The sequence below is a fragment of the Faecalibacterium sp. OF04-11AC genome (assembly GCF_003460645.1).
In the GTDB taxonomy this organism is placed as follows: domain Bacteria; phylum Bacillota; class Clostridia; order Oscillospirales; family Ruminococcaceae; genus Faecalibacterium; species Faecalibacterium prausnitzii_I.
In genome coordinates, this window is the sequence record NZ_QTVP01000034.1 from 1 (window position 1) to 24,084 (window position 24,084).

At 58.2% G+C, this 24,084-nt stretch carries 18 protein-coding genes, 1 tRNA gene, 1 rRNA gene and 5 pseudogenes; 16 read left to right on the top strand and 9 right to left on the bottom strand.

The annotated features are described in order from the left end of the window. Positions 1–138 precede the first annotated feature (138 nt). From DXA70_RS11960 to DXA70_RS11990, 6 genes and pseudogenes are all read right to left on the bottom strand, one after another. The gene (locus tag DXA70_RS11960; RefSeq protein WP_128118603.1) at positions 139–435 is read right to left on the bottom strand and encodes a type II toxin-antitoxin system RelE/ParE family toxin; all 297 of its coding nucleotides are present in this window, start codon (positions 433–435) and stop codon (positions 139–141) included. Then, positions 425–706 carry a type II toxin-antitoxin system prevent-host-death family antitoxin gene (locus DXA70_RS11965; RefSeq protein ID WP_128118604.1) on the bottom strand — a complete coding sequence of 94 codons (282 nt, stop codon included), beginning with the start codon at positions 704–706 and terminating at the stop codon, positions 425–427. The genes DXA70_RS11960 and DXA70_RS11965 overlap by 11 nt, the downstream gene beginning before the upstream one ends. 198 nt (positions 707–904) lie before the next feature. Then, positions 905–1,432: a GNAT family N-acetyltransferase gene (locus DXA70_RS11975; protein ID WP_128118605.1), complete on the bottom strand. Its 528-nt coding sequence runs from the start codon at positions 1,430–1,432 to the stop codon at positions 905–907. Positions 1,433–1,683: 251 nt separating this feature from the next. Further along, positions 1,684–3,295, bottom strand: a pseudogene (locus tag DXA70_RS11980) (recombinase family protein). Between the two features lie 247 nt (positions 3,296–3,542). Further along, positions 3,543–3,992 (bottom strand): hypothetical protein, encoded by a 450-nt coding sequence (locus tag DXA70_RS11985; RefSeq protein ID WP_128118606.1) that lies wholly within the window; start codon positions 3,990–3,992, stop codon positions 3,543–3,545. 446 nt (positions 3,993–4,438) lie between these two features. Next, positions 4,439–4,514 (bottom strand) — tRNA-Val (locus DXA70_RS11990). A gap of 192 nt (positions 4,515–4,706) precedes the next feature. Between DXA70_RS11990 and ruvC the strand changes: the two genes are divergently transcribed. The 13 genes and pseudogenes from ruvC to DXA70_RS12050 all read left to right on the top strand — a co-directional run bounded on the left by ruvC (position 4,707) and on the right by DXA70_RS12050 (position 17,354). Next, positions 4,707–5,246, top strand: coding sequence for a crossover junction endodeoxyribonuclease RuvC (ruvC, locus tag DXA70_RS11995; RefSeq protein WP_128118607.1), 540 nt, complete (start codon positions 4,707–4,709; stop codon positions 5,244–5,246). 121 nt (positions 5,247–5,367) lie between these two features. Beyond that, a complete protein-coding gene (ruvA, locus tag DXA70_RS12000) occupies positions 5,368–5,979 on the top strand; it encodes a Holliday junction branch migration protein RuvA (RefSeq protein WP_022256498.1) in 612 nt (203 codons plus the stop codon). A gap of 36 nt (positions 5,980–6,015) precedes the next feature. After that, positions 6,016–7,071: pseudogene (gene ruvB / locus DXA70_RS12005) on the top strand (Holliday junction branch migration DNA helicase RuvB). 40 nt (positions 7,072–7,111) lie between these two features. After that, entirely contained in the window at positions 7,112–8,467 is a 1,356-nt protein-coding gene (gene glmM, locus DXA70_RS12010) for a phosphoglucosamine mutase (protein WP_112148915.1), read from the top strand. A gap of 13 nt (positions 8,468–8,480) precedes the next feature. Beyond that, a complete protein-coding gene (locus DXA70_RS12015; protein WP_128118608.1) occupies positions 8,481–9,356 on the top strand; it encodes a class I SAM-dependent methyltransferase in 876 nt (291 codons plus the stop codon). 187 nt (positions 9,357–9,543) lie between these two features. After that, positions 9,544–10,381, top strand: a pseudogene (locus tag DXA70_RS12020) (energy-coupling factor transporter ATPase). Between the two features lie 13 nt (positions 10,382–10,394). Next, a complete protein-coding gene (locus DXA70_RS12025; protein ID WP_128118609.1) occupies positions 10,395–11,318 on the top strand; it encodes an energy-coupling factor transporter ATPase in 924 nt (307 codons plus the stop codon). Then, positions 11,312–12,127: an energy-coupling factor transporter transmembrane component T gene (locus tag DXA70_RS12030; protein WP_128118610.1), complete on the top strand. Its 816-nt coding sequence runs from the start codon at positions 11,312–11,314 to the stop codon at positions 12,125–12,127. The genes DXA70_RS12025 and DXA70_RS12030 overlap by 7 nt, the downstream gene beginning before the upstream one ends. 7 nt (positions 12,128–12,134) lie before the next feature. Beyond that, complete coding sequence (gene truA, locus DXA70_RS12035; protein WP_128118611.1) at positions 12,135–12,878, top strand: tRNA pseudouridine(38-40) synthase TruA; 744 nt, start codon at positions 12,135–12,137, stop codon at positions 12,876–12,878. Between the two features lie 170 nt (positions 12,879–13,048). Next, positions 13,049–14,269: a DUF5711 family protein gene (locus tag DXA70_RS12040; RefSeq protein ID WP_128118612.1), complete on the top strand. Its 1,221-nt coding sequence runs from the start codon at positions 13,049–13,051 to the stop codon at positions 14,267–14,269. A 65-nt stretch (positions 14,270–14,334) separates the two neighbouring features. Then, complete coding sequence (locus DXA70_RS14810; RefSeq protein ID WP_243001376.1) at positions 14,335–14,733, top strand: hypothetical protein; 399 nt, start codon at positions 14,335–14,337, stop codon at positions 14,731–14,733. Further along, the gene (locus DXA70_RS14815) at positions 14,667–15,029 is read left to right on the top strand and encodes a hypothetical protein (RefSeq protein ID WP_243001377.1); all 363 of its coding nucleotides are present in this window, start codon (positions 14,667–14,669) and stop codon (positions 15,027–15,029) included. Before DXA70_RS14810 ends, DXA70_RS14815 begins: the two co-directional genes overlap by 67 nt. A gap of 24 nt (positions 15,030–15,053) precedes the next feature. After that, a complete protein-coding gene (locus tag DXA70_RS12050) occupies positions 15,054–17,354 on the top strand; it encodes an ATP-dependent Clp protease ATP-binding subunit (RefSeq protein WP_128118613.1) in 2,301 nt (766 codons plus the stop codon). Between the two features lie 66 nt (positions 17,355–17,420). Here the strand turns inward: DXA70_RS12050 and DXA70_RS12055 are convergent, their stop codons facing one another. Next, positions 17,421–18,446, bottom strand: a complete 1,026-nt coding sequence (locus DXA70_RS12055) for a glycosyltransferase family 2 protein (protein WP_128118614.1) — start codon at positions 18,444–18,446, stop codon at positions 17,421–17,423. A gap of 196 nt (positions 18,447–18,642) precedes the next feature. Between DXA70_RS12055 and DXA70_RS12060 the strand changes: the two are divergent. Then, positions 18,643–19,851: pseudogene (locus DXA70_RS12060) on the top strand (RecQ family ATP-dependent DNA helicase); the annotation flags it as partial. A 125-nt stretch (positions 19,852–19,976) separates the two neighbouring features. Next, complete coding sequence (locus tag DXA70_RS14820; RefSeq protein ID WP_243001378.1) at positions 19,977–20,222, top strand: HRDC domain-containing protein; 246 nt, start codon at positions 19,977–19,979, stop codon at positions 20,220–20,222. Positions 20,223–20,297: 75 nt separating this feature from the next. Here DXA70_RS14820 and nrdG read toward each other — a convergent pair whose 3' ends face one another. Together nrdG and nrdD are read right to left on the bottom strand one after the other, a co-directional pair. After that, positions 20,298–20,849, bottom strand: coding sequence for an anaerobic ribonucleoside-triphosphate reductase activating protein (gene nrdG / locus DXA70_RS12065; RefSeq protein WP_128118615.1), 552 nt, complete (start codon positions 20,847–20,849; stop codon positions 20,298–20,300). 118 nt (positions 20,850–20,967) lie between these two features. Further along, positions 20,968–23,138 (bottom strand): annotated as a pseudogene (gene nrdD, locus DXA70_RS12070) (anaerobic ribonucleoside-triphosphate reductase). Positions 23,139–23,984: 846 nt separating this feature from the next. On the opposite strand from nrdD, the gene DXA70_RS12075 reads away from it, so the two are divergent. Further along, positions 23,985–24,084 (top strand): 16S ribosomal RNA (locus DXA70_RS12075); the annotation flags it as partial.

Sequence of the window (24,084 nt, forward strand, 5' to 3'; positions counted from 1 at the left end):
CCTGTGCAATACAGGATTCAGACCGTTCAGGTTGCTTGATTTTAAATTTTGTCTAACTTTTGGGGTTCATTTCAACTTACGTTGGAGACTCTCTTTCATCAAGTGGAGCATTATCCACAGCAGTCGAACCCGAAAGGTTCATTCCAGATACTGCGGCAAATTCCAAGCACCGCGCAACACACGGTGGACTTCCACAGTCTTTATTTCATCGTTGACTCGGTAAAACACCAAATATTGGTCAACGACCATCCTACGATAAGCAGGGTCAAGGTGGTAGACCTCGCACATTTTCGGGGTATCGCCTAATTTTGTGATCTTCTCCCGCAGCTCTTTCAGTACGCGGCTGGCCGTTTTAGGATAAAAGCCAGACAGATACCGGGCAATCTCATTCAAATCCTGCACAGCAAGGGGTAGATATTTAATTTTATACGTCATACTGCTTGCTCAGCGTCTCCCATACGCTTTCGTGGTCTGCCCATTGCGTGTCGGGGTCAGCCGCCTGCTGTTTTGCTTTTGCAAGCTCCTCGGCTACATACCGCTGGTGCAGGAACTCCTCGTACTTGGCGTAGTCCTCAATGTTGATGAGAACTGATTCTCCACGGCCATGATTCGTGATGATCACATGGTCATGATCTTTGAGCATCTCCGAAATTTCGGCGTAATGGTTGCGCAGATCCCGGGAAGGGCGAACGAATGTCTGCATCATACGAGACACCTCCTATCAAGATGATTGTATCACAAAATGACTACGAGCGCAAGGCGGATGATTCTGACGGTGAGGGCAAGAACCGTCCCGTGGCCACAAATTTTCAATTGCTGAAAATTCTTGCTCCCTTTGGAACAGCTTCTTGTTGGGGCGTGCGGTGCCCCAAACCCTGCTTCTGAGGTTGCGATAAACCAGGAGTTATCGAACCGCACTTGTGATTTCTTCTAATGTGTCCTGGCGAAGCCACTTTCCAAATACTTGAGAATTCTTTGACGGCAGATAACCCAAATTCGTATATCCAAGCTTCTTCAAAAGGCTCATACTTGGAATGTTCTCTCTTTCAGTAAAACAGATAAAATCCCACTGAGGATAGTGCTTGTGTAAATACTCAATTAAAGAGGACAAGGCTTCATAGGCGTAACCGCTTCGGTGAACTTTATAAGAAAATGTGTACCCTAAAGAAATTGTGCCCTCGTTAGGCATAACGACGATTTCGCCAATCATGACATCCGTTTCTCTTAATGCAACACTAATCATAGTCGGCGATGCGATATTTAGGGCATTGTCTTTATTACGCTCGATCAAAGCAACAATATCCTTATAATCTTTCGTCTGGCCTCGTTGATATTTCGAGCATCGCTCGTTATTTCGATAATCAACCATCTGAATCGCATCTTTAGGACTTACATTTCTTAGTCTGAGCCGATTTGTTTCTAAAAAGGTCATCTTCTCATCCTTTCACATTCCGGCTTATGGGCCGAGTAGCCCTTTCTCAAAACCTCCGATAAACAAAAAACGTACCCGAACCCTTTCTCGTAAAGAATCGGGTTCGTACGACCTTGGTAGACATTCCTACGGGTCCAGGAACCGCGGGCTAAGCAACAGCCCTCTGGGCTGATTGCTTACGGCACTTCGTGCCGCCGCCCTGTTCGAGTCCTGTACCGCCCACCGAACCGCAGTCATCCCGGTAGACGTTCCTAATTCTCTGGAAACCGCGGGCTAAGCAACAGCCCTCTGGGCTGATTGCTTACTCTGCCGACTGGCGTCGTCAGAGCCGCCCTGTTCGAGTCCTGTACCGTCCACCACAAACAAAAAATCCTCAGACGAATGTCTGAGGATTTTTGTGGTGGAGCATTGTCCACGGCACTCGAACCCAACACTTCCTCACGGGTGACCGTTTTGGCATCATCCGTGAAGTTGAAATTGAGCACGACCCGGTCGTCAAAGACGTAGACCGAGTTGACAAAGGTATCAATGATCTGCCGCTGGTGCTCCATGTCTCTCATGTCACCCTTGCGGAATTTTTCAAACCAGAACCGCATCCATTCGCGGGTCAGAACTGGTTTTTTCAGTTCTTCTTCCAGAATGCTGGTGTTCAGAGCTTCTTTCCGGGCTTCCAGTTCGTCCAGCCGCTGCTTGGTGGTCGGGGTTAGGATACCCTGTTCAATGGCTTCCAGAAGATTTGCCAGCCGCTTCTCTGTATCCCGGAGTTGGTCTTTCAGAACGGGCAGGCGGGTGTTCTCCTGCTGCTGGGCTCCATAATCAAATCTATCAGCCGTTCGATGATTTCATCGCTGAAGATCACCTTGATGGCAGTCTCCACCACGAACCGTTCCAACGGCTCTTTGCGGATGGCTTTCAGATCGCAGTGCGCCTTGCCGTGGCGTTTGGCTTTGCCGCACTTGTAGTAATAGTAGGTGTTTCCCATGTGGCTTGTGCCGCTTTCGCCGCCCATGAGCGTACCGCACTTGCCGCAGAACAGCTTGGTGGTCAGCAGATAGCTCACATCCTCTTTTGCAGGGCGACCGTGGGCGATCTTGTTCTGCTCGAAACGCTGCTGCACCCGGTTGAACAGGTCCTCGTCCACGATGGCGGGAATGCCGCCCGGTGTCACGATGTCCTTATATCGGTATTCACCGATGTAACGGCGGTTCCGGAAAATTTGGAAGAAGCTGTTCTTCACGAACGGCTTCCCGGTGCGGGTGCGCAGACCGCGCTCGTTCAGGGATGCTGCGATCTTCTCGGCCGGTTCGCCGTCGGCATACCGGCTGAAGATTTCCTGCACGATGGGAGCCGTCTCCGGGTCGATATGGTACAGCCTGTCCTCCTTGCCAATGGTGAAGCCCAGCGGCACCACACCGCCGTTGTACTTGCACTGGAGGGCGTTTTCGCGCTCACCGCGCGCCACTTTCAGGGCGAGTTCGGCGGAATAGTATTCCGCCATGCCAATCAGCATACTCTCCACCATAATGCCTTCAGGCCCCTGCGAGATGGGTTCCATGGCAGACACCAGATGGACACCGTTCTTTTCCAGCTGGTACTTGTAGTTCACGGCATCGAACCGATTCCGGGCAAAGCGGTCGAGCTTCCAGACCAGAACCACATCGAAGATTTTCTTCGCGCTGTCCTTTATCATCCTCTGGAAGTCCGGGCGGTCATCCGTTTTGGCAGAGTAGGCACGGTCGATATAGGTGCCGACCACGGTGATACCGTTCTTCTCGGCGTAGTCCTTGCAGTCGCGCAGCTGCCCTTCAATGGAGCTTCGCGCTGGCTGTCGGATGAATAGCGGGCGTAGATCACGGCGGTCATGGTTGCACCTCCTTGGCGTGTATTCGACTTGCCTTTATAGTATCGGGTCAAGCGCAGCTTGTCAACAATCTGCGAGCAGATTGAAATGTGAAAATTGCGAAACGCAGCGAAAAAGGTGAGAGCAAGAATCGTCCCGTGGCCACAAATTTTCAATTCTTGAAAATTCTTGCCCCTTTGGGACAGCTTCTTGTTGGGGCGTGCCTGCCCCAAACCCTGCTAGGAACGAGTACAGCAAACTGGAATTGATTTACTTTGTTTGTAAATCTTCCAGAAAGAAAATTCCCTCTGTTAGGTTGACAAACATTTCCTTGTCCTTGATTACATGAATTTTATTGTTCCACCAGACAGTAGTGTTATTAGCGGCGATTGTTTTGCTTGTTCCATCCTTGAGAAAATAAGTAATTGTAATAGCGGGTTCTTCTTCGCTATTCACTTCCCCAAATAAATCATATTTCAGAAATCCCGTTAGCTTTAAGGCTAACTCAATGTCCTCACTGCTCGAAATTTCTTTAACATCATCCGTGACACTCGGATACGTGATATTTACAGACTGAATATCATTTATGCGGGGCAATCCCCAAAGATACATACCATTCGTAAATATGTTGATCACAACAATCAAAACAGTCATAACTATCACTTCTATCAAAAATCGAATAAGACCTTTGAAAATCTTGTTCACCAACTTATCCTCCAATCTCGATTTCTCCTACTCCCTCAATTCCGATTTGTTGAACTAAGCCGAGTATATCATACTCTCCAATGAAAGAACACCCCGATATAGTGAAATTTTGCCGTTTTCCTGCGTACGTGCGTACACACTCCACAGGAATTCTAAGGGGCCTGCCCCTTAGCACACGGACTTTGGAACAAAGTCTAGTGTGTTACACATTGTCAGAGGTGTACAGGCTCCCGGTACGCACGTACGCAGCGATTACCCCCAAACGCGCCATATAGGGGGACGATCAAGTTCGCACAAAGCGACCTTAATCCCGCAAAACAAAAGGCAGGATACCATCACCACGATGATACCCTGCCTTTGCTCGTTTACCGTTCCGAGTAGTCCTTCCGCAGAACCTCTTGTAAACAAAAAACGTACCCGAACCCTTTTTCATAAAGAATCGGGTTCGAGTACGAACTGTTTGGTGGACGGTACAGGACTCGAACCTGTGACCTCCTGCACGTCAAGCAGATGCTCTACCAGCTGAGCTAACCGTCCATATTCTGTTTTGCTGAGGTCAGCTCAGTTATGATACCACAGCTCCGGGCAAAAAGCAATACTTTTTTGCAAAATCGTAAAAATATTTCTGTCGGCCGGTGGCTGCACGCTGTGGTGCGGGGGCGGCGCTGGCGCATTTTGGGAGTTCATCGGTTTTCCGTTGCCCCTTTTTACCGGCTGTGCTATAATAAGATGATTACAATAGGAAAGGTATCGCAGGATGAGAGTATTGGGCATCGACCCGGCTACGCCATCGTGGGCTGGGGCGTTCTGGATTACGCGGGAAACCGCTTTGCTCCGGTGGATTTTGGCGCGGTGTGCACCGACGCGGGTGTGCCGTTTGAGCGGCGGCTGGACGAGGTGTACGCGGGCATCAAAGAGGTCATCGAGCGGACGCGGCCCGAGGTGCTGGCCATCGAAAAGCTGTTCTACCAGCACAACCAGACCACGGTCATCGGCGTGGCCGAGGCCCGCGGCGTCATTTTGCTGGCGGCGGCGCAGGCGGGGCTGCCCATTTACGAGTACACCCCCATGCAGGTCAAGCAGGCGGTGACAGGCTACGGCAAGGCCGTGAAAAAGCAGGTGCAGGAGATGACCCGGGTGCTGCTCCACCTGTCTGCCGTCCCCAAGCCCGACGACACCGCTGACGCGCTGGCCATGGCCATTACGTTCTGCCACACCAACGGCAATCAGCTCAACCGTTTCATGCGGCGGGGCGTCGGGCCGATATAAAGAGACTCCGCTATTTGGCTCCCCTGTTAGGGGAGCAGGCTGCGCCTTAAGCGCGGCCTGAGAGGTTTTATTTCAAATCAGAATGCAGGAATTTGTAGTATTTTAGAAAGAGATACGAACTATGATCTACTGCTTAACCGGAAAAATCATCAAAAAGACCATGAACGCGGTGGTGGTCAGCTGCGGCGGGGTGGGCTACTACGCCCAGTGCCCGGCCAGCGTGGCCGGGGCGCTGCCCGGCGTGGGAAAAGAAACGACCCTGTACACCGTGATGAGCGTGACGGAGAACGATGTCAGCCTCTACGGCTTTGCCACCGAGGAGCAGCAGGCCTGCTTTGAGATGCTGACCGCCGTTTCGGGCGTGGGCCCCAAGGTGGGCCTTGCCATCCTGAGCGTGATGGAGCCGGACCGGGTGGCGCTGGCCATCTCGGCAGGCGACCACAAGGCGTTCAAGGCGGCCTCCGGGGTGGGGCCCAAGCTGGCCCAGCGCATTGTGCTGGAACTGAAAGACAAGGTAGCCAAGGGCTTTGTGGACGGCATCAGCCTGGAAGACGTGGCCGGAGCCACTTCTACAGCGCCCGCCGCGCAGGGGGCCGGGCAGGCCATTGCCGCGCTGGTCTCGCTGGGGTACAGCCAGAGCGAGGCCGCCATGGCCGTTTCGAAGATCGATGCGACACTGCCCGTGGAGGAGATCATCAAGCTGGCACTCCGGGGCATGGCAGGCAGGAGGTAAGCAATGCAGGACGAAACCGCGCTGTACGGCGCGAAAATGATGCAGCCCGGGCTGACGGTGGCGGACAACGAAGAAAACAGCCTCCGCCCCCAGCATCTGGAAGACTACATCGGGCAGGAAAAGGTCAAGCAGAACCTGAAAATTTATCTGGAAGCCGCCAAGCGGCGGGGCGAGCCCATGGATCACATCCTGCTCTACGGCCCTCCGGGCCTGGGCAAGACGACACTGGCGGGCATCATTGCCAACGAGATGGGAGTGCAGATCCGCATCACCAGCGGCCCGGCCATTGAGAAGCCCGGCGACCTGGCTGCCCTGCTGACCAATTTACAGGAGGGCGACGTCCTCTTCATCGACGAGATCCACCGCCTCTCCCGGCAGGTGGAAGAGGTGCTTTACCCGGCACTGGAGGACTATGCGCTGGACATCATGATCGGTAAGGGCCCCAGCGCCCAGAGCATCCGGATCAACCTGCCCCGGTTCACGCTGGTGGGTGCCACCACCCGGGCGGGCCAGATCACCGGTCCTTTGCGGGACCGTTTCGGCGTGCTGCTCAAGCTGGAACTCTACAGCCCGGATGAGCTTTCCCGCATCATCCAGCGCTCGGCGGGCATCCTCGACCAGCCCATCACCCCGGAGGGTGCTTACGAGCTGGCCAAGTGCAGCCGGGGCACGCCTCGTGTGGCCAACCGCTTTTTGAAGCGTATCCGCGATTTTGCCACGGTGCTGGGAGACGGCGTCATTGACCGGGATGTCTCCCTCATGGGCCTCAAGCGGATGGACGTGGACGCCCTGGGGCTGGATGAGCTGGACCGCAGCCTGCTGCGCGCCATCATTGAGATGTACAACGGCGGCCCGGTGGGCCTGGAAACGCTGGCAGCGGCTCTGGGCGAAGAGGCCGTCACGCTGGAAGATCTCTGTGAGCCCTACCTGATGCAGATGGGCTTTTTGACCCGGACGCCCGGGGCCGCTGCGCCACGCGGCTGGCCTACGAGCACCTGGCCTCAAGGCCCCGGAGACGGGCAGCCCGGAGGACAACGGACAACAGAGTCTGTTCTGAGCCATCCGCAAGGCATAAAACATAGAATCAAATAGAAACGTAAGACAGTATGATCCTGAAAGTGGGGTAACAAGTATGGGAAAATATTTTGGAACGGATGGCGTCCGCGGTGTGGCGGGCGCGGACCTGACCTGTGAGATGGCCATGAAGATCGGCCGCGGCGCTGCTGCTGTCCTGACGGGCAGCACCGGCCACCGCCCCCGCATCCTGATCGGCAAGGATACCCGCCAGTCCGGCGATATGCTGGAAGCGGCCCTGACCGCCGGCCTGTGCAGCGTGGGCGCGGACGTGGAGAGCCTGGGCGTGCTGCCCACCCCCGCTGTGGCCTATCTGGTCAAGAAATACAACGCGGATGCCGGTGTTGTCATCTCGGCCTCTCACAACCCGATGGAATTCAACGGCATCAAGATTTTTGCCGGCACCGGCTACAAGCTGCCGGATGATGTGGAAAACGAGATCGAGAAGCACATTGACAACGACTGTGCCGACATCCCGCTGGCGACCGGAGCCTCCGTGGGCCGGGTGTCTGTCCGGGCGGACGGTCTGCAGGACTATGTGGACCACCTGTATGAGTCGGTCAACGGCGATCTGTCCGGCCTGAACGTCTGCATCGACTGCGCCAACGGCGCTTCTGCCGCTGTGGCACAGAAGCTGTTTCCCCGGCTGGGCGCCAAGTGCACGTTCATTGGCATCACGCCGGACGGTGCCAACATCAACAAGGACGTGGGCAGCACCCATCTGGACAATCTGGAAAAGGCAGTTGTGGAGGGCGGCTTTGACTGCGGCATTGCCTTTGACGGCGACGCGGACCGCTGCCTGGCCTGCGATGAGCTGGGCCATGAGATCGACGGCGACAAGGTCATTGCCCTGCTGGCCGTGAGCATGAAAGAAAAGGGCCGTCTGGACGGCGATACCGCTGTGGTGACGGTCATGTCCAATCTGGGCTTCATCAAGTATATGGAGAGCCAGGGCATCCACACCGAGAAGACCGCCGTGGGCGACCGCTATGTGCTGGAAAACATGCGCGAGAACGGCTACGCCATCGGCGGCGAGCAGAGCGGCCATGTCATCCTGCTCCACCACGCCACCACCGGTGACGGTGAGCTGACGGCGGGCAAGCTGCTCAAGCTGCTGGCCGAGAGCGGCAAGAAGATGAGCGAGCTGAACAGCGTTTACGCCCAGTACCCGCAGGTATTGGTCAACGTGACGGCCAACGCCGCCCAGAAAGCCGCCTATAAAGAGGACGAAGTGCTGGCGGGCTTTATTGAGAACGAGCAGCAGAAGCTGATGGGCATGGGCCGCGTGCTGGTCCGTGTGTCCGGCACCGAGCCCAAGATCCGTGTCATGGTCGAGGGCCAGGACCTGGAGGCCATCCACCGCTGTGCAGACCGGATCGTGGAAAAGATCAACAAACGAATTCTGAAACAGTAAAAAGGAGAACGCTATGCGCCCTGCAGATACCTGGAAAGATTACGAGCTGCTGGATGCTACCGGCGGCAACCGGCTGGAGCGATGGGGGGAGACCATCCTCATCCGGCCGGACCCGCAGGTGGTGTGGAAAACGCCCCGGCAGAGCCGCCTGTGGGCCAAGGCGGACGCCGTGTACCACCGCTCCAACCAGGGCGGCGGCGAGTGGGAGTACCGCCGCCGGCTGCCCGAAAAATGGAAGATCAGCTGCGGCGAGGGAGAGGAGAAGCTGACCCTCATCGTGAGCCCCACCGGCTTCAAGCACACCGGCGTCTTCCCGGAGCAGGCCGTCAACTGGGCCTGGTACGCCCAAAAGATCCGTGCTGCTGGACGCCCGGTAAAAGTGCTGAACCTGTTTGGCTACACCGGCGGTGCCACGCTGGCCTGCGCGGCGGCGGGTGCTACCGTCTGCCATGTGGATGCCTCCAAGGGCATCGTGGCCTGGGGCAAGGACAACGCCGCCGCCAGCGGTCTGGCCGACCGGCCCATCCGCTGGCTGGTGGACGACTGTGCCAAGTTCGTGGCCCGGGAAAAGCGCCGGGGCAACACCTACGACGGCATCATCATGGACCCGCCCAGCTATGGCCGCGGCCCCGGCGGCGAGATCTGGAAGCTGGAAGACTGCATCTATGACCTCATCAGCCAGTGTGAGGAAGTGCTGAGTGAGAAACCGCTCTTCTTTGCCGTCAACAGCTACACCACGGGCCTGTCGCCCGCCGTGATGGAGTACATGCTCAAGACCACGCTGGTGCCCCGTTTTGGCGGGCAGACCAGCTGTGACGAGATCGGCCTGCCCGTCTCGGCCACCGGCGGCGTGGTGCCCTGCGGCGCAACGGCCATCTGGGAAGAGTAAATACTCCTTCCGCCATCGCTGCGAGATGCCACCTCCCTCAGTGAGGGAGGCTTTCTGACGGCAGAGACCCAAAAGGCTCCCTCTTTGAGGGGGCTGCCGCTGCAGGCGGCTGGGGGAGTTTATAAAATAATCTAAGAATGGGGTACAGCCTCTTTGAGAGGGGCGCACCACCAGAAAGAGAACACAAATGAGTGAAACGATTTTAACAGCAGAAAATTTAAAGTTCCGCTATGACCCGGAGCAGCCTGTCTACGCGCTGGACGGGGTCTCGGCCAGCGTCAAGCGGGGCGAGTTTGTCGCCGTGCTGGGTGCCAACGGCTGCGGCAAATCTACCTGGCCAAACACTTCAACGCCATCCTCCTGCCGGAGGCAGGCACTGTGCTGGTGGAGGGGATGGACACCGCCGACGAGAGCAAAATTTACGACATCCGCCAGACCGTGGGCATGGTGTTCCAGAACCCGGACAACCAGATCGTTGCCACGGTGGTGGAAGAAGACGTGGCCTTCGCGCCGGAGAACCTGGGCGTTCCGCCCGAGGAGATGCGCCGCCGGGTGGACGACGCCATGAAGATGGCGGGCATCTACGAGTTCCGGGAGCGGGCACCTCACAACCTTTCCGGCGGGCAGAAGCAGCGTGTTGCCATTGCAGGCGTCGTGGCCATGCGGCCGGACTGCCTCATTCTGGACGAAGCCACCGCCATGCTGGACCCCCGGGGCCGGGAGCAGGTGATGCAGACCATCCACTACCTCAACAAGAACATGGGCATCACCGTGGTGTCCATCACCCACTATATGGAAGAAGCTGCCAAGGCCGACCGGGTGCTGGTGATGAGCAAGGGCAAAGTGGTCCTGGAAGGCACCCGAAAGAGGTGTTCAGCCAGACCGAGAAAGTCCGCTCCCTCCATCTGGACGTGCCGCAGGCCGCCGAGCTGCGGGATGAGCTGGTCAAGGCAGGCATCGACCTGCCCGAGGGCATCATTGACACGGGCGAATGCGCACAGGCTCTGTACGAGCTGCTGCAGTGAGGAGGGGGAAACGATGGCAGACATTATCAAGGTAGAACACCTGAGCTATATCTATAACCCCGGAATGCCCAATGCGGTCACCGCGCTGGACGATGTGAGCTTTACCGTGGAAGAGGGCGATTTTGTGGGCATCATCGGGGCCACCGGCTCCGGCAAGAGCACCCTCATTACCCACATGAACGGCCTGAACAAGCCCACCAGCGGCAAAATTTATATTGATGGCCGCGACCTGTGGGCCGAGCCCGAAAAAATAAGAGATTTCCGTTTCCTCACCGGTCTGGTGTTCCAGTACCCGGAGTACCAGCTGTTTGAGGAGACCTGCTATAAAGATATCGCCTTTGGCCCCAAGAACATGGGCCTGGACGAGGCCGAGATCGACAAGCGGGTGCACGAAGCAGCCGCCTTTGTCGGCCTGGATGAGGCCCTTTTGGAACGCAGCCCCTTTGAGCTGTCCGGCGGCCAGAAGCGCCGGGTGGCCGTGGCAGGCGTCATGGCCATGAAGCCCCGCATCCTCGTGCTGGACGAGCCCGCCGCGGGCCTGGACCCCGAGGGCCGGGATGAGATCCTGAGCGAGGTGAAAGAGTACCACAAAAAGACGGGCACCACCGTCCTGCTGGTCTCCCACAGCATGGAGGACATTGCCAAGTACGCCAACCGGGTGCTGGTGATGTCCAACAAGAAGATCGCCATGTACGATACGGTGGAGAACGTGTTTGCCCGGGCTTCGGAGCTGCTGGCACTGGGCCTGAGCGTGCCCCAGGTGACAAAAATTTTCCTCAAGCTGCGGGAGATGGGGGTGGACGTCCCGGCGGACGTGTACACCATCCCCTATGCGGTCAAGACCATTCTGGCCGCCAAGGCGCGGCGGGACGCCGGGGAGCCTCTTGTATTGCCCCGGGATGCTGAGAACGGGAAAGGGGGCGTGTCCGGATGCTGAGAGATATCACCATTGGCCAGCACTTCCCGGGCAACAGCCTTGTGCACAAATTTGACCCCCGGATCAAGCTGGTGCTCACCATTGCTTATATCATCCTGCTGTTCGCGGCTTCCAACCCGCTGGGACTGGCATTGTCCATCCTGTTCCTGGTGGGGATGTACGCTGTGGCAAAGATCCCGTTCAAGCTCATCCTCAAGAGCCTGAAACCAATTTTACCCATTGTCGTCTTTACGGCAGTGCTCAACCTCTTCTTCGTCTCGGGTGAGGGGGAGCCGCTGGTGCACATTGGATTCCTGACCGTTTACGCCGAGGGCGTCAAGTACGCCATCCTGATGGCGGTGCGCGTCATGGCCCTGATCGCGGGCACCAGCCTGCTGACTTACACCACCAGCCCCATCGTGCTGACGGATGCCATTGAGCAGCTGCTCAAGCCGCTGGGCAAGATCCACTTCCCGGTGCACGAGCTGGCCATGATGATGAGCATTGCGCTCCGCTTCATCCCCACCCTCATCGAGGAGACGGACAAGATCATGAACGCCCAGAAAGCCCGCGGTGCCCAGCTGGACACCGGCAAGATGACCGAGCGCATCAAAGCGCTGGTGCCCGTCCTCATCCCGCTGTTCATCTCGGCGTTCCGCCGGGCGGACGAGCTGGCGATGGCCATGGAGTGCCGCTGCTACCGCGGCGGTGACGGCCGCACCCGCCTGAAAGTGCTCCGCTGCACCCGGCAGGATTACATTGATCTGGCGGTCTGCATCGTCTGCTTTGTGATCATCCTGTCGTCCCGGCTGGTGTTCCCGAATTTCTGATGATACGATGAATTATTTGCTTACATTATCTTACGATGGCACCAACTACTGCGGGTTTCAGGTGCAGCCCAACGGGCGGAGCGTGGCCCAGACCTTTCAGGATGGGCTGGAGGCCGTGCTGGGCTGCCGCCCGGATATCAAGGGGTGCAGCCGCACCGACGCGGGCGTCCACGCGCTGGGCTTTATGCTCAATTTCCACGCCGACACCCGCATCCCGGTGGAAAAGCTGCCGCTGGCCCTCAACCAGCACCTGCCGCCGGATATCCGGGTGCTGGCGGCGCGGGTGGTGCCGGAGGATTTCCATGCCCGGTACGCGGCCCACACCAAAACGTATCTCTACCGCATCCACAACAGCCCCATCGACTCGCCGTTTGACGAGAAGTATTATACCCGGGTGCCCCGGCGGCTGGACACGGCCAAAATGAACACGGCAGCCCGGCGGTTTGTGGGCAAACACGATTTCCTGGCCCTGTGCGCGGCGGGGTCTTCCGCTGCCGCCCACGGTGACACGGTGCGGACCATCACGGCCTGCGGAGTGGAGCGCAAAGGGGACGAAGTAGAGATCACCGTCACCGCGGATGGATACCTCTACAACATGGTGCGCATCCTGGCCGGGACCCTCTGCGAAGTAGGGGCCGGGCGGATGCAGCCCGAGGACATCCCGGGCATCCTTGCCAGCCGTGACCGGCACAAGGCGGGCCCCACCCTGCCCGCCAAGGGACTGTTTTTGAAGAGTGTGGAGTATGATTGAGAGGTGGCTAGCCTCTCAGCCTCACGCTGTTCGGCAGCTCCCCCAAAGGGGGAGCCCTTGGCAAAGAGATGAAGTTTGCGTGGATTGCCAAGGCTCTCACTTTGGGAGAGGTGGCATTGCGATCGCAATGACGGAGAGGGCAAGCCATTTAGGACAAGGAGAACAACCAAATGAGAAAGAACCATCGCGGCCAACGCCCCGAGAGTGATGAGCCGCTTTCGGCCGGGCGGGTCGAATATCTGGAGCAGGCCCGCGCCCGGGTGCGGGCACGGCGGCTGCGGCGCACGGCGCTCATCGTGGCGGTGCTGACGGCTGTGGTGCTGTTTACCACCGGGCTGGTGGGCAGCTCGGTGGCGCTGGTCAAGGACTGTGTGGACACCACCCGCATTGCCCTGATGCCGGGCCCCGGCTGGCCCCAGCAGACCGGCGTGATGGAGCCCACCCGGGTGCTGCCCATGACGGGCGGCTTTGTGGAGCTGGGCGGCGACAGCTGCGTGGTGTACTCCCGCACGGGCACCCGGCTCAACAGCATCCAGAGCGGCTATGGCCGTCCGGCGCTGGCGGCGGGCAAGACCCGTTTTGTGCTCTACAACCGCTCCGGCAACGAGCTGCGGGTGGAGAGCCGCACCCAGAACCTCTACACCAAAAAACTGGAAAACAATATCTTCCTCTGCGCCATGTCCGATAACGGCACGCTGGCCGTTGTCACCGACGATGTGAGCAGCATGGCGGAGCTGCTGGTGTATTCTCCCACCATGGAGCAGCAGCTCCGCTGGAACATGACCTCCAACGACGGCACCCCGCTGCGGATGGCGTTCTCGCCGGACAGCCGCCGGCTGGCGGCTGCTGCCGTCACGGCCGGCGGCGGGCAGATGCAGACAAACCTTTATGTTGTCACCCTGGCCCAGGGCGACCCGGTCAATGTGGGGAGCCAGAGCGGTGTTCCCCAGTGGGTGGGCTGGCTTTCCGGTACCACCCTGCTGGCCGTGTACGACAGCCGGGCCATCCTGTACAATGCGGCAGGCGGAGAGCGTGCCCGCTATGAGTTTGGCGGCGGCACCCTGCGGGATGTCTCGGTGGACAGCGCGGGCAATGTGGCGCTGCTGCTGGCCTCCGGGCAGGTCTGCCAGCTGGTGACGCTGGACAAGGAGCTCAATGTTCAGTACAGCGGCAATGTGACCACCTCCAACAAGGTGGTGCGGCGGGGCGAGCTTGTCTATCTGCTCACCGACAGCACCGTGGAGAGCCTGACTTCTGCGGGGGAGTACCAGTGGAGCCAGAGCCTGACGGCCCGGCCGCAGGCTTTGCTGGCGGATGCCAAGCAGACACTGGTCTTCTGCGGCAACACGGTGCAGCAGGTAACGGCACCGGAAACCTCTCAGGCAAGTTGAGGAAAAGGAGAGAATCATTCCTGAAATTAGCACTCTGCGGCAGAAAGTAACAAGGAAAATACTCTATGTTCAAGAATCCGTCATTTCTTTTTGATATCATATGCACGGTGGTTTGGCTGCTGCTGGCCGTCCGCTACGCCCGCAAAGGCTTTCTGGCCTCGGTGGTGCAGCTGGCGGGGAGCCTGCTCAGCCTGACCGGAGCCCGGGCCTTTTCCGGCTGGGCAGCCGGGCAGGTGTTCCAGAACTTCTTCGCGGGCAGCTTCCGCGACCAGATCGCCGCCAGCATCACGGCCGGGGGCGTGGTAGACCTTTCCGGCATTGCCCAGCGGTATGCGGGCTTTCTGCCGGAAAGCTTCCGGCTTCCATTGTGGAGGCCTGCGAGCGCTCCGTTTCCGCCGTGCTCAGCGACAACGCCGTGGTGCTGGCCGATGTCATTGTCCAAAAGGTGCTGGCTCCGCTGCTGACGCCGGTGATCTCGCTGGTGCTGTTCTTTGTGGCATTCGCCCTGCTGCGGATGCTGGTCAGCCTGCTGGTCACGGTGCTGGGGCTGGTGAACAAGCTGCCGGTGGTGGGCACGGTCAACCGCTGGCTGGGCTGGACGGCGGGCGGCATTGCCAGCCTGCTGGACATTTATCTGGTGCTGTGTGTGCTCTGGGCACTCATTGTCATCACGGGCGGCAACCTGACGATGCTCAACGATACCGTTATGAGCAGCAGCCTTTACTATAAAGTTTTCAATGTGTTCAACCCGTTCCTGTAAGGGTTGGATTGGATAGGAGGAACAATGCTCTGTAATCGATGCCAGAAACGTCCGGCCATCATCTTCGTCCAGCGGATGGAGAATGGCCAGATGAAAAATGAGGGGTACTGCCTGCACTGTGCCCGGGAGCTGCACATCAAGCCGGTGGAAGACCTGATGAAGCAGTTCGGCATGTCGGACGAAGACATGGACAATATGGAAAACCGGATGGAGAGCATGATGGAGGAGATGGGCGGCGAGACCAACCCGTTCTCCATGATGATGAACATGGGCCAGCCGGAGAACGAGGGCGACGAAGACCTGATGCCCGGCTCCAGCGCCACGTTCCCGCTGGGGGTCAAGGGCGGCCAGAACGAGCAGCAGGGGGACAAGAAAGCTGGAAATAAAAACGGCAAGAAGCCGCCCCGCCGCAAGTTTTTGGACACCTACTGCGAGAACCTGACCCGCAAGGCCCGGGAAGGCAAGCTGGATGATATCATCGGCCGTGACCGCGAAATTTACCGCACCATCCAGATCCTGAGCCGCCGCCAGAAGAATAACCCCTGCCTCATTGGTGAGGCGGGCGTGGGCAAGACGGCCATTGCCGAGGGCATTGCGGAGCGCATTGCCAAAGGGCAGGTGCCGGCGGGCCTGAAAGACAAGGAGATTTTCCTGCTGGACCTGACCAGCCTGGTGGCGGGCACTCAGTTCCGCGGCCAGTTCGAGCAGCGGGTCAAGGGCCTGTTGAGCGAGGTCAAGGCAGCGGGCAATGTCATCCTGTTCATTGATGAAATCCACACCATCACCTCGGCCGGTGAGAGTGAAGGTGCCATGAACGCGGGCAACATCCTGAAGCCTGCCCTCTCCCGCGGGGAAATTCAGGTCATCGGCGCCACGACGTTCAACGAGTACCGCAAGTATATCGAAAAAGATCAGGCGCTGGAGCGCCGCTTTCAGCCCGTGCGGGTGGAGGAGCCCAGCGTGGCCGATACCCTCGCTGTGATGAACGGCATCAAGCACTATTACGAGGAGCACCACCATGTGCAGGTGCCCGCCGATGTGCTCAGTGCCACCGTCACCCTCAGTGAGCGGTATATCACCGACCGCTATCTGCCGGACAAGGCCATCGACCTGCTGGACGAGGCCTGCGCCTGCTGCAATCTGGCCCACCCGGTCATCTCCGAGTATCTGGAGGCCCGGAAAGAGCTGGACGCCCTCAAGCAGGAAGAAGCCGATATGGCCAACGCCGATGTCAATGAGCCCATCGACTATGAGCAGGTGGCCGAGCGCAAGACCCGCATTGCCCAGCTGGAAAGCGAGCTGCCCGCCAAACAGGCTGCTGCCAGCGAGATCAGGGTGACCATGGACGATGTGGCCAAGGTCATTGAGCTGTGGACGGGGATCCCGGCGGTGAAAATCCAGGAGACCGAGTACGCCAAGCTGGCAAACCTCGAAACAGAGCTCAAGAAAAAGATCATCGGCCAGGACGAGGCCGTCCATCTGGTGGCACAAGCGGTCAAGCGGAGCCGCGCCGACCTCTCGGGCCGCCGCCGTCCCGCCAGCTTCATCTTTGTGGGTCCCACGGGCGTGGGCAAGACCGAGCTGGTCAAGCAACTGGCAAACCAGCTCTTTGACGGCCCGGACCCCCTGATCCGGCTGGACATGAGCGAGTATATGGAGAAATACGCTGTCTCCCGGATGATCGGTTCGCCTCCGGGCTATGTGGGCTACGAGGAGGCCGGCCAGCTGACCGAGAAAGTCCGCCGCCGCCCCTACAGCGTGGTGCTGTTTGACGAGATCGAGAAAGCACACCCGGATGTCATGAACATCCTGCTGCAGATTCTGGACGAGGGCAAGATCAACGATGCCCAGGGCCGGACCGTGGATTTCTCCAACACCGTGATCTGCATGACCTCCAACGCCGGCAGCTCTGACCAGACTTCGGGCGGCCTTGGCTTCAACAAGAGCGAGGAGCAGCGCAGCGAGGAGAAGACCCGCAAGGCGCTGGCCCAGTTCCTGCGGCCGGAATTCCTGGGCCGCGTGGACGAGGTCATCGCCTTCAAACCCCTGAGCCAGGAGACACTGGAGGGGATTGCAGCCCTCATGTTGGATGAGTACAAGCCCAGCATGGCGGCCAAGGGCATTGCCTACAGCTATACCCCGGCAGCCCTCAAGGCGCTGGTCACCAAGAGCCAGGGCGGTAAGTTCGGTGCCCGCGACCTCCGCCGCGTCATCCGCAAGGCCGTGGAAGACCCCGCCGCCGAGCGCCTCATTGACGGCACGCTGGCCTCCGGCTCCGCCCTTACCGTGGACGCCGACGCGGACGGCGAAGTGGTGCTGAAATAAACGCAAAAAGAAAAGAGACGGTTTTCTTCCGGTGGGAAGAGGACCGTCTCTTTTGTCATGTGAAGTTTAGTTGAATTTAAAGATCTTCCGGGCGATGCGGTAGCCGCCGACAATGACGGCATCGCTCTTGGGGAAGTGCAGGTTGGTGATACCGCCCAGGCTCAGGCGGACAGCGCGGTACACGCTGGGGCTGGTGTGCTCCTTGAGGTACTGCCAGAGCTGGGTCTTTTTCTCCCTGGCCTCGGCACTGCCGTCCAGCAGAAGGAAGATGTCGCTGATGGCCATCATGATGGAGAGGTAGTGGAGCATGTAGGCCCGCAGACGCTTCTGGTTTTTCAGGGCGTCCAGGTCCTGGCAGTCGATCATGTGCTTGGTGACCCGCAGCTGCTGATCTACCCGCTTGACCATAACGCTCTCGTTGACACTCTGGTCGGCCCGGCCGATGAAGTAGCGGTAGAGGTCAAGGTCCATATAGTACATGCTCTTGACATAGGGCAGAGGCTGGTAGACAAAGATGTTGTCCACATAGAACGTGTGCTTGGGCAGCACCATGCCGCACTGACGCAGCACCTCGGTGCGGTACATGACCGAGTGCATCAGCAGGTTCTGGTCCGGGCGGAAATGGCCCACATGCACCCAGTCGAACAGGCGGTCTTTCGGGAAGACGTTGGTGTACCGGACGGTATGGTTGGTGCCATCCTCCACATGCTCATACACATAGTTGCAGATCATCAGGTCCGGGGCGGTGCCGCGGGCCACGAGGGTCTGCAGGCGGTGCAGGACCTTTTTCAGGGCGTCGGTGTCCAGCCAGTCGTCGCTGTCCACGACCTTATAGTACAGGCCGGTGGCATTGCGGATGCCCTGGTTGACGCCTTCGCCGTGGCCGCCGTTCTCCTGATGGACGGCCTTGACGATGGTGGGATATTTGGCGGCGTACTCGTCGCAGATGGCGGGGGTGTCGTCCTTGGTGGAACCATCGTCCACCAGGATGATCTCGGCCTGCTCTCCGGCGGAGAGCAGCGTCTCGATGCAGTGGCGCATATAGGCCGCCGAGTTGTAGCACGGGACGGCAAAGCTGATGAGTTTTTGCATAGTGTACTCCTTTTAATCACGGAAGCCGGAGCACGCAGGCTGCGGCTAAGAATCTTTAGATGGAGATATGTATTCTTATTATAGCATTTTGGCGCACGAAAAGCTATCAAAACCACAAAATCCCACCGAAAATTCGCAACTCAGGATGGTTTTGTGGTATACTGGAGCCCAGTGTTGAAACAAAGGAGACAGTTTGATGGAAGACCAGCGCTCGATTTTAAAGAAAGTTTTCGGCTACGACAGTTTCCGACCCGGCCAGGAGGAGATCGTGAAGCGGCTGCTGGGCGGGCAGGATGTGCTGGCCGTGATGCCCACGGGCGCGGGCAAGTCCATCTGTTATCAGGTGCCGGCCCTGCTGCTGCCGGGCATCACCCTTGTGGTATCGCCGCTGGTCAGTCTGATGAAAGACCAGGTGGGGGCCCTGGTGCAGGCAGGCGTGGCCGCCGCCTTTTTGAACAACAGCCTCACCGACAACCAGAAAGCCCTGATGCTCCACCGGGCCCGGGAGGGGTGGTATAAGATCATCTATGTGGCCCCGGAGCGGCTGGAGATGCCGGGCTTCCAGCGGTTTGCGCAGGAAAAACTCATCAGCATGGTCACGGTGGACGAGGCTCACTGCATCAGCCAGTGGGGACAGGATTTCCGCCCCAGCTACCTGCGCGTCAAAGCCTTTGTGGACAGCCTGCCCAGCCGCCCGGTGGTGGGGGCGTTCACGGCCACCGCCACGGCCCACGTCCGGGATGACATCCGCACCCATCTGGCCCTGAAAGACCCCTATGAGGTGACGACAGGCTTTGACCGCCCCAACCTCTATTTTGAGTCCCGCCGTGCCCTGCCCAGCGAGAAGCCCCGTGTCCTGCTGGATTATGTCCTGCGGGAGGGAGACCATGCGGGCATCGTCTATTGCAGCACCACCAAACAGGTGGACGAGACGGCCCGCCTGCTCCAGAGCCGGGGCATCCGGGCGGCAGCCTACCACGCCAAGCTGGACGCGGAGGTCCGCCGGAAGAACCAGGACGATTTCCTCTATGACCGTGTCCAGATCATGGTGGCCACCAACGCCTTTGGCATGGGCATTGATAAGCCCAACGTCCGGTTTGTCATCCACTACAACATGCCCAAGGACCTGGAAAGCTACTATCAGGAGGCGGGCCGTGCCGGGCGGGACGGCGAACCGGCCCGCTGCATCCTGCTCTACTCCGGCACCGATGTGCGGACCATCCGCTTTTTCATTGACAAAGAGAGGGAAGCGGACAACGGTCTGCCCGCCGATGTAAAAGCCGAAGCCGCCCGCAAGGCGGAGGAACGGCTCAAGTACATGACCTTTTACTCCACCACGCCCCGCTGCCTGCGGGGGTTCATGCTCCAATATTTTGGGGAGGCGGCCCCGGCCAAGTGCGGCAACTGTTCCAACTGCCTCATGGCAGAGGAGGCTGCCCGGCAGATGGAACAGCGTGCCGCCGAGGCCAAGCAGCGGGCCGCCGCCAGCGCCCGCCGTCTGGCTGAAAAGCCCGCCGCCGCCCGGCGGACGTGGAGCTCAGCGCCGAGGACGAAAAGCTGCTGGCCGACCTCTACGCCCTGCGCAAGCGGCTGGCCAGCAAGCAGAAGATCCCGGCCTATCTCGTGTTCAGCGATGCCACCCTCCGGGAGATGGTACAGAAAAAGCCGTTCAGCACCGACGAGCTGCTCAACATCACCGGCGTGGGCGAGAAGAAAGCTGCCCGCTACGGCACGATCTTCCTCGCCGCCATCGAGGAGGCCGTCAGAAGTCGCTAAAAATAAAACGTTCCGTTTTCCACGATTCCTGCATCGGATGTGGAAAACGGAACGTTTTTCTTTTTTATAAGAGGATTACATCGTATGGGTGGAAAAGACCTGCTCGTCCTGCCACCAGACAGGCTCTCCGGCGGCAAGGGACTTGGGCACATCCAGCAGCCGCTGGTTCCGGCTGCCCCGGAAGCGGAGGGAGATGTCGTGCTCGGCCTGCACAAAGCGGCCGTCCACCAGCACATCCAGCAGGCCCAGCAGCTCGTCGGTGACTTCGCACCGGGCGTGGCAGGGGACCGCCCCAGTCAGCTGCTCCCAGGTGTAGCCGGAGTAGCACCAGACCGTCTTTTTGGGGTAGAGGGCCCTGAAGTTGCGGACAAAGGGAAGAAGCTCCCGCTGGTTCTCCGGCTCCATGGGCTCGCCGCCCAGCAGGGAGATGCCGGCGATATAGTCCGGCTGGCAGGAGGCAAAGACCTCGTTCCGGATGGCCTTATCAAAAGGCTGCCCGTAGCCGAAATCCCATGCCACCTCATTGAAGCAGCCGGGGCAGTGGTGCCGGCAGCCCGAGACAAAGACGCTGGTACGGACGCCGGGGCCGTTGGCGATGTCGTAATACTTAATTGTAGCAAAATTCATGATATATCAAACCTGAAAGCAAGGCACGCTGCTTTGCTTTACAATTTGTTGTGCTTTTTGGAGCTTGCCAAGGGCTCCCCTGCTAGGGGAGCTGGCACGCGAAGCGTGACTGAGAGGTTTACAGGTGCAGCACGCGATCTTTGATCTCCTGCGTCCGGCCCTGGTTCCAGAACTGGGTGCCGATATAACCGCAGGTGCGGCGGGCAACATTCAGCTTGTTCTGGTCACGGTTGCCGCACTTGGGGCACTCCCACACCAGCTTGCCGTCGTCCTCCACGATCTTGATCTCGCCGTCGTAACCGCAGCACTGGCAGTAATCGGACTTGGTGTTCAGCTCGGCGTACATGATGTTGTCGTAGATGAACTGCAGCACGCTCATGACGGCTTCCAGATTATCCTGCATGTTGGGCACTTCCACATAGCTGATAGCACCGCCCGGAGAGAGCTTCTGGAATTCACTCTCAAATTTCAGCTTGGTAAAGGCGTCGATCTGCTCCGAGACGTGGACGTGATAGCTGTTGGTGATATAGTTCTTGTCGGTGATGCCGGGCACGATGCCGAACCGCTTCTGCAGGCACTTGGCGAATTTGTAGGTGGTGGATTCCAGCGGGGTGCCGTAGAGAGAGTAGTCCATATTCTCCGCTTTCTTCCACTCGCTGCACTTGTCGTTCATGTGCTGCATCACGCTCAGGGCAAAGGGTTTGGCACCGGCGTCGGTGTGGCTCTTGCCCGTCATATACTTCACGCACTCATACAGGCCGGCATAGCCAGGCTGATGGTGGAGTAACCGCCATACAGCAGCTTATCGATCTTCTCGCCTTTTTTCAGGCGGGCCAGTGCGCCGTACTGCCACAGGATGGGCGCGGCATCGCTGGGGGTGCCCAGCAGACGCTGGTGGCGGGCCTGCAGTGCACGGTGGCAGAGGGCCAGACGCTCGTCGAAGATCTTCCAGAACTTATCAAAGTTGCCGCCGGAAGAGAGGGCTACATCCACCAGGTTGATGGTGACGACGCCCTGATTGAAGCGGCCATAATATTTGGGCTTGCCCGTCTCGGGATCCACATAGGGGGTCAGGAAGCTGCGGCAGCCCATGCAGGTGTAGCAGTGGCCCTCGCCGTTTTTGTCCACTTTCATCTCCAGCATCTTCTTCTCGGAGATGTAGTCGGGCACCATCCGCTTGGCGGTGCACTTGGCGGCCAGCTCAGTCAGATAGTAATAAGGGGCGCCGGGGCGGATGTTGTCTTCCTCCAGCACATAGATCAGTTTGGGGAACGCGGGAGTGATCCAGACACCGGCCTCGTTCTTGACGCCCTGATACCGCTGGCGGATGGTCTCTTCGATGATGATGGCCAGGTCTGCCTTTTCCTGCGGGTTACGGGCCTCGCCCAGATACATGAAGACGGTGATGAACGGAGCCTGACCGTTGGTGGTCATCAGGGTGACGACCTGATACTGGATGGTCTGGACGCCGCGGTTGATCTCGTTGCGCAGGCGGCGCTCCACGATCTCTTTTTTCCGCTCGGCGGAAACATCCAGGCCCTCCATCTCGGCCTCGACCTCGGCGGCGATCTTCTTGCGGGAAACATCCACGAACGGAGCCAGATGAGTCAGGCTGATACTCTGGCCGCCGTACTGGTTGGAGGCCACCTGTGCAATGATCTGGGTGGCAATGTTGCAGGCGGTGGAAAAGCTGTGAGGCTTTTCAATATAGGTGCCGGAGATGACGGTGCCGTTCTGCAGCATGTCTTCCAGGTTGACCAGGTCGCAGTTGTGCATGTGCTGGGCAAAGTAGTCCGAATCGTGGAAGTGGATCAGGCCCTCCTGATGGGCTTTGACGATCTCCGGGTCCAGCAGCAGGCGGGCGGTCAGGTCCTTGGAGATCTCACCGGCCATGTAGTCGCGCTGGACACTGTTCACGGTGGGGTTCTTGTTGGCGTTCTCCTGCTTGACTTCTTCGTTCTGGCACTCGATCAGGCTCAGAATGCGCTCATCCGTAGTATTGGTCTGGCGCTTGAGGCTCTGTACATAGCGGTAGGTGATATAGTGGCGGGCAATGTCATGGGCACGGATGTCCATCAGCTTGTTCTCCACCATGTCCTGGATCTCCTCCACGCTGACGGCGCGGTTGAGAGCGTGGCACTGGTCGGTCACATCCGATGCGATCTGAGTGATCTGCTCCCGGGTCAGACGGCTTTTGCCGCCCACGGAATCGCTGGCCTTGGTCACTGCCGTGATGATCTTGGTGATATCAAAGGGCACCTCTGCGCCGTTGCGCTTGATGATCTTCATTCATTTTCCTCCTGACGATACAGCCGCAATTTGAGCGGGCGTCCCTTTTGGCAAGAGGCGCCCGCGGAATGCATTGTAGATGTTGATACTATCATATCACTATTTAGTGATATGTCAATGGAAGAACCACTACATTTTGTGTTTTGTAGCATTGAACAAATTTTCGGGAAGATTTTCAGAGCAAAATCTCGGTCAAAGCCTCTTGACAAACCGCACAAGAAAAGTAGGATCTTTCCACAGGGTAATATCCGCTGCCCTCTATACGGTTCCCATATGGGATCCCCTTTATTATATTACCTTATAATAGGGGAGAAAGGAGTCCGGCGGGAGGCAGGGGATACACGGGCGGGAAGATGTCAAACGCCGGTGGAGTTTGATGCAAAAAACTGGGCAAAAGGCCCAAAGAAGAAAAAAGTCAAAAAAACTTGCAAAAAGGGGTTGCCAAATGGCCCGGTGTGTGGTATTATACTTGAGCGCCAAGCGCTGAGGCAAAAGAATGACTTCCAAAGCCTCAGCGAGAAGCCCTTGAAAAGAACCAATAGACGTTAAGAAATCCCAAAGAGATTTGAGAGATTTTGAAACATCCAAGTTCGGAACGTTCAAAAGCTTCTGAAAAAAGAGCTTGACAAAAAATCACTTCTGTGGTAAAATAATCAAGTCGTCAGCCGGTCGGCTGAGGCGCCAACAGGACCTTGAAAATTGAACAATATCAAAAAACTTGTAACGGAACCTATTTTCGTGTTGGAAAAACACGGTAAACAATTCCAAACAAAGTAATTCACACAGGACGCAAGCGATTGCGTGCTGAGCGAAGAGAGATTTAACACTTTTAAGTGATAAATATCATTTATAAAGAGTTTGATCCTGGCTCAGGACGAACGCTGGCGGCGCGCCTAACACATGCAAGTCGAACGAGAGAGAGGGAGCTTGCTTCCTTGATCGAGTG